Raw genomic sequence first — 14,441 nt, 5'->3', positions numbered from 1 at the left:
ATGGACAGTACTCAGCAAATAGAAAAAATCAGAGAACAGGAATCTATTATCAAAGAACTGGAGCAGGATATTCAATCTAAAAAACAATGGATATCTCTTATCGCTCATGACTTTATTGGAGTATCCAGAAATCTTCTTTGGGTTTTAGATGCGTTACAAAATAAAGAAATCACACCAGAGATTCTTTCAGAGTTACTCCCTGAATTAAAATCAAGTGCAATCATCAACCAACATACCATTGAATCAACCCTTGCTTGGGTATATGCTCAGCATGATTCTTTCGTCCCCCAAAAGGATAAAATAAGTGGTTTTAATTTGTTTCAATCTATTCAACAATCCCTTAGCAACGAATTAAAGAAAAAGAGTATACAACTTTCATTTGAAGGAGATCAAGATGCTACATTTATCAACGACGAGGTATTAATTAGATTCATTTTACGAAAGATCATTGAAAATGCTATTAAGTATTCTTATGTTAGTGGAAATATAATCTTTCACTGTATGATAATTAACAATGAAAGCATTAAATTTACCATAGAAGATTTTGGGGCAGGAATGAGTGATCGGGTTCTCGAAGGTATATTTAATATCAACGAAGTAACTCATACCGGAACCCTTAATGAAAAAGGTGCCGGTATCAGCCTGGCCATTATCAAGGATATAGCAAAATTAATAAACGCTTCTATTGAAGTTACGTCGAGAGAAGATAGTGGCACAAAAATAAGAATAAATCTGCCGCAAACTTTTTAGTTGGAACCACATACAATGACCGAAAAAATACTTATTGCAGATGACCATGGCGTAGTTAGATTAGGTTTGTCTTTAATGATTAAGAAATTGAGACCTTCCGTTATTATAGACGAAGTTAGTAACTACCGAAGCTTATTAGATATACTTAATAAAAAGGAATTTGATTTAATTGTACTCGATATTAAAATGCCGGATGGTAATTTCCAGGAAACCTTAGAAATTATTAAAATTAAACATCCAAATATTAAAGTACTTATATTCTCCGCACAAGATGAACAGCTTTTTGCAGTTCGATATTTAAAAATGGGAGCCGATGGCTTTCTGCATAAGCTAGCAACCGAAGAAGAAATTAGCAAAGCACTTGAGAAAATGTTTGATAAAGGAAGCTACATCAGCAATGAAGTTAAAGACACCATGGTTTTTAACTCATTAAATAAACATGTACCATCTCAAAACCCTATTGAAGTTCTCTCTAATCGCGAAATGGAGATTGCAGAAAAACTTATCAAAGGCCTTAGCTTAAAAGACATTTCAAACGATCTGAATATCCATATAGCATCTGTAAGTACATACAAAACGCGCTTATTTAAAAAACTAGACGTACAAACGGTTCCTGAATTAATAGAAATATTCAGACTTTATGACATTTCGCTTTCATAGATAAGTAGTAAAGTTATTACTCGGCATGCTATAACTATACTACAAAAATGTAATACTTCAACTCGTAGCTTTGCGGTAACAATCTTTGTAATTAAAGTGAAATACCATAAAAATGAAAAGGAATTATATAACCGGTACATTTATCAGCATCCTGTTTCTTATAACTTTTTCAGTACAAGCCCAAGTAAGTACCAATGTCAGTATCAATTTAACAGATGTTATTTCAGTAGACCCCAATAGTAGTATTCACGCCGATCCTGTAAGATTCCAATACAAAAATGAAGGCGATTACAACAAAAGCCAAACCATCGTCAGAAACAGCTATCTGATCGTTACAGCTACCCAATCTTATGATATCAAAGTAAAAGCCGACGGCCCTAATTTCATTGGTGAAGGAACAGCTGCTGGCAGTACTATTCCAGTTAACGTTCTCACCGTAGATGCTAGCGATAATACTTCGGATCTGCCCGGCGCTGTTATATCTGTCATTAACTTAAGTACCGAAGATCAAAACATTGTCACTGGTGCGGAAAAAGGAAACGAACAACAGCTCACCATTAAATACATTATCCCTCAGGCAAAATCACAATCGCCTGATATTTTAGGGAAACCTAGCGGAAATTACATACAAAAACTAACCTATTCAGTTATTGCCCATTAAGGTATTAATTTATTATAAGTATTCTCTTGTAGTAAACTTACTACTAAAACTTATTAACATATATTACAAATCACAAAAACCATTCTTCGCACCTTTGTTTGAGAAAATTAATAGCGATAAAATGAACACCAGTATTAACAACTTTAAAATAAATATAAAAACCAAAATGGTGTTGGCTATAGCTTTTTCAATGCTTATTTCAACATCATATGCACAAAGTGCTTCATTAGCAGAATCTGGTTCTACACTATCTCATGTACCGATACCAGTTGCTGTAGAGGTTGATGATTTCATTAGTCTAAGTTCTGATATTGGTGTGGGGGGCTTACAGGTAAATTTAAGATTAAAAAATGAAGACGATTATAAGAAGGGGATTTCTTTGACTATGCCTAATCATATTGTTGTATCAACCAATAATAAATTCAGTCTTTTAGCAAGAGCTGCCAATAAAAACTTTACATCGACAGGCTACTCATATTTTCCGTCAAATGTATTAGATATACAAGTAAAAAATACCGATTTATTGGGCACTGAACTAAACCTCCAAAATATCCGAGGTTTAGAAATCAATGATCAAACATTAATTTCAAACGCAGCGCCAGCGATCAAGAAGTATCTGAATGTTGAATATACCATTTCGTCCAAAAATGCTATAGATAAAATATTAGGTATTAATCCTGGCATCTATACCAATACGATCATATATACACTTAGCACACTCTAAAACAAACAAATAAAATTAACAAGAATTTAAAAAAATTAAGAACCAATAACATGAAAAAGCAATTACTTATCGGCGCATTATCTTTTGTAGCCATCCTGCTTGCAAACACATCTGTAAAAGCACAAACAGCTAACGTAACTATCAATTTAAGTGACGTAATATCTATTGATCCCAGCAGTACAGCGGCAGGAGCTAACATTGGCTTCTCTTATCCAAATGAAGCGGCCTATAGAGCAGATCAAACAGTATCGCAAAACGATCACTTAATCATCACTTCAACTAAAGCTTTTGACGTAAAAGTTAAAGCTGGTGGAGAAAATTTTATAGGTACGTCTGGAGATGCGACAGGTAAAACTATCCCTATTAGTGTTTTAACAATTAAAGTGAATGGAAGTAGTGATGTTGGAGGAACAGCTTCAGAGGTTGTATTAACTGGAGCAACTGAACCCCAAACTCTCATTACCAATGCTCCACTTGGGAGTCTCAAACTTGTTGACATTGATTATTTTATTCCTAAAGAGAGGTCTTCATCAGATGATATCCTAGGAAAAGCAGCTGGTGATTACAAGCAGACTGTAACTTATTCAGTAGTCAACCATTAAATTTAATTATGGGAAAGTTTCCTAATATCCGATCTTTGTATTTAATTTAGGAAACTTTTCTATTATGAATTTAATAATGAATCACAAAACAACCCAAAACATCATCTTAAAGATGATGTTTATATTAGCGTTCTTTACAGGAATAATTAGTGTCAAGGCACAAGGTATTTCCATGTCGCCAACTCGCTTATTCTTCAGCGGAAATCCTGGAGAAACTTTGACAGAAAATGTAATCTTTACCAATGGCTCGGCAAATTCTATCACGTTCAATACTAGGATAAATGACTGGTATCGTGATAGCATAGGAGAAAAATTATACATGGATCCAAATACATTATCTAAATCAAATAGCAGTTGGATATCCATTCCCGAAGAGCTATTTACGGTAGATGCCGGTTCAACACTGACCATTCCTGTTACTATGCATATTCCTGAAAATATTCCTGTCAGTGATGTTACCAATAGCATGCTCTTTTTTACTCAAATAGGACGACAAGATGATAACTATCAAAGCGGAATGGGGATTGGTTTACAGGTTTTGTTCGAGTTCGGCTTACATGTTTACAATACACCACCGACCAATCAAACACAGGATCTGGAATTTACTGCGGTTGATGATTTGGGGATCATTAATAAAGGTGACAATCCTTACCGGAGGGTTGGTATAAAAATAAAGAATGTTGGAAATACTATCAGTGATTCTAGTGTTGAACTAGAATTAACCAATAAAAACAGTGGTGAAGAAATCAAATTAACTCCAGTTAATATTTCTATGCTTCCTGAAGCAGAACAATTGGTTTACTTTGATATTCCAGCAGAGACGAAAGGCTCTTACGCGGGTGTATCCTTTATAAAAATGGGTGGAACCACAGATATCCGAGTGGCAGAAAAAGATTTTGAATTCAATTAATAACAAAATAAAGTCTCTGATACGAGGTTAGAGCTATGTCACTGTCTTTAACAGATGAAACGAATCATTGTTTTTATTACGTGCCTTTTAGGGGCGCTAAGCACTGCTATTGCACAGCCGAAAAAAGATTCTCTTCTTTTCTCGTTTGAACAGGATACGATCTTGGCGGAACCTGGAAGTACTTTGCTCAACTTCTTGCTTATAAAAAATGAAAGCAATCGTCCAATAGAAATAACAAAAATTGCTGCTCAGACATCTTATCCGGGCACTCTACTTAAACCATCTTCAGCTGCCTTTACCTTATCTACCGGCGAAGGCAAGCGCTTTCCGGTTAAATTTTTAGCCAATCAGGAATTCTTAAAGATACCAGACAAATCTGTTCACTATAGTATCAATTATGTTATTAATGGTAATGACCGGATACAAACTACCAGCTTTTATATTGATCGGAAAGAAGATAACAGCGTAAGCATTTATCCTTTCGCTACCGAAAACTATTTAGATCCAAACCTCCCGGAGAGTAAGGTTTCTTTTTTTATTGAGAACAGAAGCTATTCGGCCCGACAGATCAAACTAAGCTATCGAGTTCAGCCAGAAGGGCTACAAATCAGTCGAAAAGAGGAAATCATCAGTTTGGAAGCCAAAGAGAAAAGGCTTATAGATCTACAGGTAAGTACACGCTCTAGCAACAGCTTTAATCCTGATTACCAGCTCCTAATTAATGCAGAAGATATGGCATTGAATAAAATAATAGGAAGTACGAATATCCGGGTGATTATATTAAGTAACTCAAGACAAATGAATGCTTCAGGCTCTGATATGTCTGACAATTCCATAGAGTTAACACATGCTCAATTGAACCGTGGATCAACCTACGATCAGCTAAGAGCAAACGGCCTGTTTGCTCTAGGCAGACTTCAAGCCGGCTTTAGTACTAACGTTGATTATTACGCACAGCAACAAAACCTTAATATTTACAATAGCTGGTTCGAACTAGGAAGTGACGCAATGACACTGCGACTCGGCAATATATACGGAGAAGACTATGATTATAGCATTAGTGGTAAAGGTGCTAAACTGACCTATCAGCCGAATGATCACCACAGCTTTGAAGCATTAGCTTCAGAAAACGATTACAGCCTTTACAATTCAATAAAAAACTCACGAGAGCTAGCACGTACATTTGCTACCCGTTACCAATTTATGAACAATGGGAACAAAAAAGCTGGGATTGCTTATGTCTATAACACTGACCCCAATACTTCTATCAATACTAATTTATTGACACTTTCTTCAGCAATAGCGATAGATTCCATTCAGAACCTACGATTTGACGGAGGTGTTAGCAATCAAGAGAACATATCAGCAAATCTGAGTGCAATTGGTTATTCAGCAGGTGTCTATTATGGTTTGAGTGGCAAAAAGTTACAGATCAACTCCAATAATTCCTACAGCACTCCGAAATATGCCGGACAGAGAAGAGGGTCATTGAACATCAATCAAAGTTTTTCTTATCGCGTTAGCCAAAACAAACAGATCTTTTTACGCTATACTAATACTATCAATCAGCCACGATATTTAACTACCTTTTTTGACACAAACGGAAATTCTCTTCCTGAAATTCATTATTATGGAAGAAGCCAAATATTTGGAACCGGATTTTCACTTAATCATCCAAGTTTCGACTTCTCTGTCTCTCCTCAGATTACGGAACAAAAAAATAACACAAATAATCTGAACCAGAAATTACTTTCCTATAGCTTGAAAATGGATATAAGCACTCATCTAGGTACCCATAGTCTGAATTTCTCTACTGAATATGGTTCTTCGAGCATCGATGATGGAAAAAATTGGTATAAAAATCTGCGTTTATTATTATCTTATCGATATAACAAAATCAGTTTAAATGCTTTAGCTAGTTTTAACCCTCAAAATATCTATGAAGTTATTCAATCCACAGAGTCAAAAAACAAAGTTAATAATTACTCGCTTTACTCTTCTTACTCTTTTACTGCCTTCAATCAGAAATTAAAAACAAACCTTTCGGGAGGAATAAACTATTCAAATACTTATGGGAATTTTAATAAAAATTTAAATGCAAATATTGAATATAAATTGGCAAATACCTGGTCATTGACAGGTTCTGGCAGTTACAGTGGGTTTAAATCTGAAACTTTCTCGAGCAATAATTCACAATACAGATTCGGTATTAAAAAATATTTTAGACAAGCAACCAGTGTAGGCAATCACAATGTAAAATTAAAGCTCTTCCAAGACGATAATTATAACGGCATTATGGATGCAAAGGAAAAAGCGATATCAGGCAAAATAATACGACTCAATAACTCAGTTGCTTTAACCAATAAAGACGGCGAAGTAAATTATCAAAATGTAATGCCAGGAACCTATCGGCTAAGTATCAATAATCAAGAAGGATTACAACTAAAAGGAGTCGATTCTGTTTTGGTAAACCGGAACCGTACTTTACTTTTACCCATGATCCAAAATATCCGCATATCAGGAGAATTAAAGGAAATACGTCAACAATACGACACAAAAGAAGCTGATATTACAGGAATCAATGTTTATGCAAAAAATGAAAAAGGAGAAATATTCAATACATTTGTAAATCCACAAGGAGGTTTTGATTTTTATCTCATAGAAGGAAATTATACGGTATACTTTGAAAATACTCGCTACGAGTTTTTAAACCCTTCACAAAGCGCTCAGGCGATCAAAGGAGAGACAAGTAAGAAATTAATATTTGAATTCAAGAAAAAAGGTACTGAAATCAAAGTTAAAAAATTCTAAGAATGAAAGCAATCCTAACAGTCATCACCTTTTTATTTCTACAGTATGACTGCTTTGCACAGAGTGCGATAGCAATTTCTGCATCTCGGCTATACTTTGCAGAGGAAGGGAGTAAGGAACAGTCCTTCATTATCAAAAATCTGAATAGCAATGACACACTAAATATTAGAATATCTGTTCATGACTGGAATTACGACTTATTTGGAAATAACAAAGTATATCCTGCTGGTGAACTTGCTACCTCACTCGCCAATTATTTAACAATTGATTCCGGCGATTATATTACCTTAGCGCCAGATGCAGTTGATACAATACGGGTCACTATCAATGCTATACCTAATGATGGAGTAACAGTCCATACCGCTATGCTATATCTAACACAAATTGAGAAACCCAATATCAATACAACATCCTTAGCGATTAATATGGTTGTACAAGTAGGTGTGAAAATTTATTATAAAAATAAGGAACACACTAACTCTGAACTACAACTTTCTAACTTTAAATTGGTGAAGAAGGATCGGGAGAACAACCAAAGCTTGATGCTCTCCATTCATAATAGTGGTAATATTTGGTTAGAAGGGGTCATTAAATATGAATTATTAAATCTTGATACTCGGGAAATGATTAGATTAGGAAATACGGAATTCTTTACTTTACCTGCTGATAAACAACAGGTGAGTATAAATTTACCGCCTAACCTGAAAAATGGAAGCTACAAAGCCTATGCTCTGGTAGAACCCATTACAAATAATGGTATTAATAACGTTGAATTAATCTTTACAAATTGAAAGCTAAAAGTATAATCTTTTGTTTATTGCTACTATCAAGTGTAAATCTGATGGCACAGTCTATCAGTGCTTCACAAGGAAATGGTGTCTGGATACAGTTTTTAAATCAAAGCGATTTGGATAATGGCGGGACTTCCATTGGTAACGTGCAACTGCAACTCTCGATCGGACACAATAGCAGCCTACCCAATTTTAAAATAACCGTACAGGTTACGGCCCCTATTACTTTTGTAAACGGTACCACACTGGCTCCACAATATGTGTCTTTAAAGCATAATCCTTCAATTGCAGAAATACCGGTATTTGCAAATGCCATTAAAGCTCCTACCAATTACATTGCTTTAAACTATAATGAAGTAACATTAATTCAATCATCTTCTACCCCTTTAATAGCTCCTCCTTATTACAGTACTTTTATTCGTTATGATCTTAAAATTGCCGGAGGACCGCAATTGGTAGAATTACAAAATGGTGAGTATCGATGTCAACTTACTTTTCGATTGTATGATAAAAACAATCAATTAAAATCTACTTCTACCGCAGTTTATAATTTTGGTAAATATTTTAACGGTACGGGTGGTGGTGGAAGCACTCCGATTACCAGCTTAACTTTAGTTAACGGCGCACAAAATCCTTCACTTAATTTTAACAATGGAGAAGACTATAATAACGGAACTGCAATAACAATAAACAATGGGCTAAGGGTTCAATCGGCTGCACCTTATCACATTAAGGTAAATGGCAGTGCAGATAACTTCTCTTCGAGCGGACCCAGCGTTATTCCTCTAGCCGCAGTAAAACTTATGAGCAGCAATGGAATCCCCGCTCCTATTGATGTTACCCATAATACTATCAGTTTAAACAAGTCGACTACAACCTTGTTATCAAAGAATTCTTATACAGATCCAAATCCGGTATACTATAACTTAAAATATTTTACTACAGCAAATGAGAATAGTTTTAAAAATGCACGATCAGGTATCTACTCCACCACCTTAACTTTTACCATGGAACCCAAATAACCTACATTACCCATACCATTGGCCACCAGTAATAAATAAACAAAAATATAAAGAATATTGATGTCAGGTTAAGCCATAAACCAATCCTTGCCATCTCTCCTATCCTTATTTTGCCCGAACTAAAAACAATCGCATTGGGTGGTGTAGCAACCGGAAGCATAAAAGCACAGGAAGCCGCTATAGCAGCCCCCGCCAACAAAGGTATTGGAGGAATACCCAAAGCAGCTGTCAAGGTTATCAATAAAGGTAAAATCATACTTGCAGTAGCTGTATTAGACGTTACTTCAGTTAAGAAATTAATTCCCGCAATAACAAGTAACGATATCAGCATAGCAGGAAGGAAATTTGCAGCCATAAATTGCATAGCAAGCCAACTTGCCAAATCAGTTTGAGAGAAACCTTTTGCAATCGCCAAACCGGCACCGAAAATCAATAATACATCCCAAGGAAGCTTCTTAGCTGAATTCCAATTCATTAACATCCCTTTTCCTTCACCCGCAGGAACCAAAAACATAAGTAATGCCCCAACAATTGCTATAATAGTATCGTCCAAACCAGGAATAACTGTATTCCAGATAAATGAACGGGTAATCCACAAAAAGGCAACCAACGAAAATATAGCCAAAACCCTTTTCTCCTGAAGAGACATTTTTCCCAATTCTAATAAGGCTAAATCTTCAGCACGATCGTCCTCCCTTACTTTATAGCGTGTAAGATAGAACCAGGTGACAAATAATAATAAAAGACTAAGAGGAAATGCAAACATCATCCATTGAAGAAAGGAAATCTCAATCTGAAAAGCTTCTCGAACTACTCCGGCAAGTATTAAGTTGGGCGGAGTACCAATTAAAGTAGCCATCCCACCAATAGATGCTGCATAGGCAATACCCAACATTAAACTACGAGAAAATGGTTGTCGCTCACCCATATGCTTTATAACCGATAAGCCAATCGGTAGCATCATAATAGTTGTAGCGGTATTGGATAGCCACATAGATAAGAAGCCAGTCGCCAGCATAAAACCCAAAATCATCCGCTTCTCTCCCTTCCCTACAAAATCAATAATTTTATAAGCAATTCGTTGGTGCAAGCCCCATTTCTCAATGGCAAGGCCAATTATAAAGCCACCCATAAAGAGAAAAATTAAAGGATTGGCATAAGAAGTTGCAGTCTGATCGATTGTTAAGCCGCCAGCCAGTGGTATTATGGCTAATGGTAATATGGAAGTAACTGGAAGTTCTGCAGCCTCACTGATCCACCAAATCGCTACCCAGCAAGTACAAGCCAAAACGGCCTGCCCTTCAGGCGACAAGCCTTCAAAATGGATATACTTGATAATTAAAAAAGATAAAGGACCGGCCAGCAGGAAGAAGTTTTTCCAAGTCATAAAACATTAATCATGTTGTAAGAAATTAGTTTATAGCGGATTTCGAGCGTGGACCTAAAAATTCCTTACGCTAATATAAATAAATAAACTAAACCTTAAAAAGACTACCTGACTTGTCCGTCACCCCTAATCAACCACTTTTCAGTAACCAATTTCTCCAATGCGAAGGGTCCGCGGGCATGCAGTTTCTGAGTAGAGATACCAATTTCTGCACCCAAACCAAATACACCACCATCGGTAAAACGCGTAGAAGCATTCACATAAACGGCTGCAGCGTCTACTTCATTTAAAAAGCGCAACTGCTTATCGGCATCCTTTGAAACAATGGCTTCCGAATGTTTGGATGAGAAGTTGGAAATATGATCTAAAGCTTCATCTATATTGTCCAATACCTTAACAGAGCATTTCATATCTAAAAACTCACGACCGAAATCTTCATTATCAGCATGCTTTAAATCCTTATAATCAGCATGAGATAAAATATCAAATGATTCTTTATCAGCAAATATTTCTACTTGATAATCAGACAGTTTAGGAGCCAACAAGTCAAGAAAAGGTTCAGCAATAGCACGGTCTACAATAACCGTATCCAATGCATTGCATACCGATGGCCGGGTAACTTTAGCATTCACAACAATATCGACTGCTTTCTGCAAATCTGCGCTCGCTTCCACATAGGTATGGCATACGCCGGCACCTGTTTCTATTACCGGAACTTTCGAGTTATTTCTCACAAACTGAATCAGTTGATCAGAACCACGAGGAATAATGATATCTACGTATTTTGAAGCATTCAATAGTTCATCCACAAAACGGCGATCAACCGGTAAAAGCTGAACAATAGCCCGATCAATATTAAACCTATCCAGACATTGATGAATAAGCTCTACCAAGATCGTATTTGTATGAAAAGCATCGCTACCTCCACGAAGCAAACAAACGTTCCCTGAACGTATGCACAAAGCGGCTACGTCAATCGTTACATTTGGCCTCGACTCATAGATCACTCCTACCACTCCCAAAGGCACGGTTTTCTTTATAACCTGCAATCCATTATCCAATGTTCTTTCAACAATCACTTGATTGGCCGGATCTGGCAAGGCAGCAATCTCATCTAAACTGGATGATAAGTCATCAATACGAGCGTCCGTCAAAACCAAACGATCTTTCTTGGGGTCAGCATCATCCATTTTATTTAAATCCAACAAATTACTAGCAAGGATTTCTTTCTTAGAGTTTTTTAGCCGTGCTGAAAGCTCTTTCAGCAAAGACACTTTAACTTCTTCAGAAAGAGCTTGAACCACCGTAGTTGCTTTCGCTGCACTTTTAAGGATGTCTTGAATATTCTCCATTTGTCTATGAATCGTAAGGTTTATATAAATACAATATCATTGGCATTTGCCACTTCAAAATTCTGCGTTTTTAAATTCTTTATCAGTTCTCCCGATGAAATTCTGGTTTTTGCTACTGCAATCGCATGGTTATCTTCATCCAGAATCTCAATCACCTCCCCATGCTCAAAATCTCCAATCACCTCCTTTACTCCTACAGCCAGCAAGCTAAATCTTTTATTTAAAGCAGCTGTTGCTCCTAAATCAACCTTTACCTTGCCTTTTATCAGGCTTCCGCTTGCAAGCCAACGATTTCTCGCCGACATGGAACATGGCTGAGCCTTACAAACCGTTCCTGTCTCACCTTTAATAGCTTTCAAGATACCATCTTCAGTCCTTATTCCAAAAATTACGGCCTTAATACCCATTTGATTTGCCAAACGTGTATAAGTCAATTTGGAAGTCATTCCTCCTAATCCAGATGCTGACTTCTCCTTATTCGCTAACTGTAAAACCGACTTATCGCTGGTATCCAGTGCTGTAATCACCTCTCCTTTAGCATCCAATACGCCAGGAACCGAAGTACTGAATAATAACAAAGATGCATTAAAACCCACAGCAATCAAAGTTGCCAGCTCATCATTGTCAGAAAACTTAAGCTCTAAATTGCTGACAACGTCGTTTTCATTCGCTATTGGAATAATATTATTCTCCCAAAGCTTTTCGTAGGTCTTCTTTAACTGAAGAAACTGCTTACGGTTAGAAAAATGAGTACGCTCACTTAGGCTTTGTGCAATGTGGATACCATAAGGTGTAAAATACTGCGAGTATTTATTAAGCAATAAAGTATTTCCAATAGCAGCAGCAGCCTTTCTTTCGCTCAGACCTTTCTTATAATTCTGTATAAATGATTTACCCGCGGCAACCGCTCCCGAAGAAACTAAAACAATGTGATATTGGGAATGAATTTGTGCAACTTGTTGAGCTATATCAGCAATTACCTGCTCATCCAGTTCTCCGTTATTGGTAGTGATTGATGCTGTTCCAAATTTTATGACTAGTATCGGTTTCTTAAGAATTGACTTTTTCAAAATAATTGCCTTGGTATTTAAATTAAGGAACAAAATAGAGAATTTATTTATGAATTTCGAAATAGAACGGTAAAATAGATAGAATATATTTTCTTTGGATTATTATAAAAAGGGTAAAAATGAAAGGTTCCCAAGCGGGGAGAATGGGAACCTTTACTAACCAATTATAAACCTAAATTATGATGATACAAATATAGTGTACATCATACACTAATGCAAGTTTATAAAGATTTTATTTTAATATTTTTAAAACTTACATTATCACCATGGTCTTGCAGTAAAATATGGCCTTTTTCAGCTTCACCAAAGTTCACCCAATCCTTATATTTACTACCCGCAACTAACGCACGATACTCTTCTGAGCCGCGTACATAAGATAAAACAACTACCCCATTCAAATAATGCTCAACTCTTTTATCAGGATAAGCAACAACTCTTCCTCTATTCCATTCTCCTATAGGCTTCATAAAACGAGGTTGTTTATTGGCTGTAATTAAATCGTAAAGAGATGCAAGAGTACGATTACCATCTTTCCCTAATTTAGCATCCGGATGCACATCATCATCCAAAATCTGATATTCCAAACCAATGGCAGAACCTGCACTTTGCTCTGCAAGTGTAACAAAATATTTCACTCCGCTATTAGCACCGGTAGTTAATTTAAATTCAAAGGAAAGATCAAAGGCAGAGTATTCATCTTTGGTTACAATATCACCTCCATTAGCAGATTCTGCTCCGTCTGATGATAAAACCGATAATACACCGTCAGATATTTTCCATCCTTTTTCAGGAAAAGTATCTTTATGAGCCCCTACCCAGCCGTCACTTGTTTCTCCATCAAAAAGTAATTTATAACCATCCTTTTTCTCCTGCTCAGACAGGTTATTGGTTAAAAGGTTAACAACATACACTCCAGTTGAAAATTCTTTTGGTTTCAAATTTTGCGTTTGTAAGTTTAGGTTCTTGAAGTATACTTTTTCCCCTGCTTTTCCATCACCATAAACAGCATGCACTTGCAAACCGATAAATCCATTGGCATCCAACGTGTCAACCAAGTAAGCAACTGGAACATCGTTAATCCAGGTTTTTGTTTTATTGCCAATGCTTTCAATTCTAAGATGATTGTATTCACCTACCTTAAAAACTTCTTTTGCAGAAGGATTCAGATCCAACGGATAAAGCCACATTCTACGGGCCTCATCGTAAATTCCACCTGTCCATTTCCGATCAGAGGGATCTATTTCCACCTGTCTGCCAAATACCAAACCAGCTCCGTCTCTTCCTGCAGGATCATACTGGCCGCGAACCATAACTCCTGAATTATTACCAGCACCTTCAATCTTCACATCTACCTCAAAAATATAGTCAGTATACTCCTTTTCGGTGATCAAGAAAGTATTGCCTGTATTCTCCACCGTAGTACCGACAATTTCACCATCAATTACTTCAAATGGCGCTGTACCAGCAACTGCTTTCCAGCCATCTAACGTTTTTCCATCAAAGATAGGCTCACTTTCAGCTGACGCTGAAGCAGCGTTTCCCGATTGTGTACAGGATTGAAAAGAAATAAGAATAAATAAAAAGGAAAATAACGTGGGGATTGTACCTTGTTTCTGCATCATTGTTTTTAAAGTTTTTGTTGTCATTTTTTTAAGATTTAAATCAATATATAATTGGTTTCATTAAGCAAGATATCGAGTC

Annotated in this window: 13 protein-coding genes; 9 read left to right on the top strand and 4 right to left on the bottom strand. The window is 36.4% G+C overall.

Annotation, left to right across the window (positions count from 1 at the left end; genetic code table 11):
• The 9 genes from VL047_RS05915 (at window position 1) to VL047_RS05875 (ending at window position 8,931) form a co-directional block, all read left to right on the top strand.
• Window positions 1–750, top strand: a complete 750-nt coding sequence (locus VL047_RS05915; RefSeq protein WP_325359173.1) for a HAMP domain-containing sensor histidine kinase — start codon at window positions 1–3, stop codon at window positions 748–750.
• A 15-nt stretch (window positions 751–765) separates the two neighbouring features.
• Window positions 766–1,410, top strand: coding sequence for a response regulator transcription factor (locus VL047_RS05910; RefSeq protein WP_325359172.1), 645 nt, complete (start codon window positions 766–768; stop codon window positions 1,408–1,410).
• Between the two features lie 112 nt (window positions 1,411–1,522).
• A complete protein-coding gene (locus tag VL047_RS05905; protein ID WP_325359171.1) occupies window positions 1,523–2,071 on the top strand; it encodes a hypothetical protein in 549 nt (182 codons plus the stop codon).
• Window positions 2,072–2,192: 121 nt separating this feature from the next.
• Window positions 2,193–2,795: a hypothetical protein gene (locus VL047_RS05900; RefSeq protein ID WP_325359170.1), complete on the top strand. Its 603-nt coding sequence runs from the start codon at window positions 2,193–2,195 to the stop codon at window positions 2,793–2,795.
• A gap of 50 nt (window positions 2,796–2,845) precedes the next feature.
• Window positions 2,846–3,397 (top strand): hypothetical protein, encoded by a 552-nt coding sequence (locus VL047_RS05895; protein ID WP_325359169.1) that lies wholly within the window; start codon window positions 2,846–2,848, stop codon window positions 3,395–3,397.
• 76 nt (window positions 3,398–3,473) lie between these two features.
• On the top strand, window positions 3,474–4,307 hold the full coding sequence (locus tag VL047_RS05890) for a hypothetical protein (protein ID WP_325359168.1): 834 nt from the start codon (window positions 3,474–3,476) through the stop codon (window positions 4,305–4,307).
• 54 nt (window positions 4,308–4,361) lie between these two features.
• Window positions 4,362–7,118, top strand: coding sequence for a hypothetical protein (locus VL047_RS05885; protein ID WP_325359167.1), 2,757 nt, complete (start codon window positions 4,362–4,364; stop codon window positions 7,116–7,118).
• A 2-nt stretch (window positions 7,119–7,120) separates the two neighbouring features.
• The gene (locus tag VL047_RS05880; RefSeq protein WP_325359166.1) at window positions 7,121–7,909 is read left to right on the top strand and encodes a hypothetical protein; all 789 of its coding nucleotides are present in this window, start codon (window positions 7,121–7,123) and stop codon (window positions 7,907–7,909) included.
• A 50-nt stretch (window positions 7,910–7,959) separates the two neighbouring features.
• The gene (locus tag VL047_RS05875) at window positions 7,960–8,931 is read left to right on the top strand and encodes a hypothetical protein (RefSeq protein ID WP_325359165.1); all 972 of its coding nucleotides are present in this window, start codon (window positions 7,960–7,962) and stop codon (window positions 8,929–8,931) included.
• 1 nt (window position 8,932) lies between these two features.
• Here VL047_RS05875 and VL047_RS05870 read toward each other — a convergent pair whose 3' ends face one another.
• The 4 genes from VL047_RS05870 to VL047_RS05855 all read right to left on the bottom strand — a co-directional run bounded on the left by VL047_RS05870 (window position 8,933) and on the right by VL047_RS05855 (window position 14,386).
• A complete protein-coding gene (locus VL047_RS05870) occupies window positions 8,933–10,318 on the bottom strand; it encodes a DASS family sodium-coupled anion symporter (protein WP_325359164.1) in 1,386 nt (461 codons plus the stop codon).
• A gap of 104 nt (window positions 10,319–10,422) precedes the next feature.
• Entirely contained in the window at window positions 10,423–11,670 is a 1,248-nt protein-coding gene (locus tag VL047_RS05865; RefSeq protein ID WP_325359163.1) for a glutamate-5-semialdehyde dehydrogenase, read from the bottom strand.
• Between the two features lie 20 nt (window positions 11,671–11,690).
• Complete coding sequence (gene proB, locus VL047_RS05860) at window positions 11,691–12,740, bottom strand: glutamate 5-kinase (protein WP_325359162.1); 1,050 nt, start codon at window positions 12,738–12,740, stop codon at window positions 11,691–11,693.
• 221 nt (window positions 12,741–12,961) lie between these two features.
• On the bottom strand, window positions 12,962–14,386 hold the full coding sequence (locus VL047_RS05855; RefSeq protein WP_325359161.1) for a DUF1080 domain-containing protein: 1,425 nt from the start codon (window positions 14,384–14,386) through the stop codon (window positions 12,962–12,964).
• Window positions 14,387–14,441: the final 55 nt, after the last annotated feature.

It is taken from the genome of Albibacterium sp. (assembly GCF_035514885.1).
Classification (GTDB): domain Bacteria; phylum Bacteroidota; class Bacteroidia; order Sphingobacteriales; family Sphingobacteriaceae; genus Albibacterium.
The sequence above is the reverse complement of the archived record's forward strand: the minus strand, read 5'-3'. Positions and strand labels throughout refer to the sequence as shown.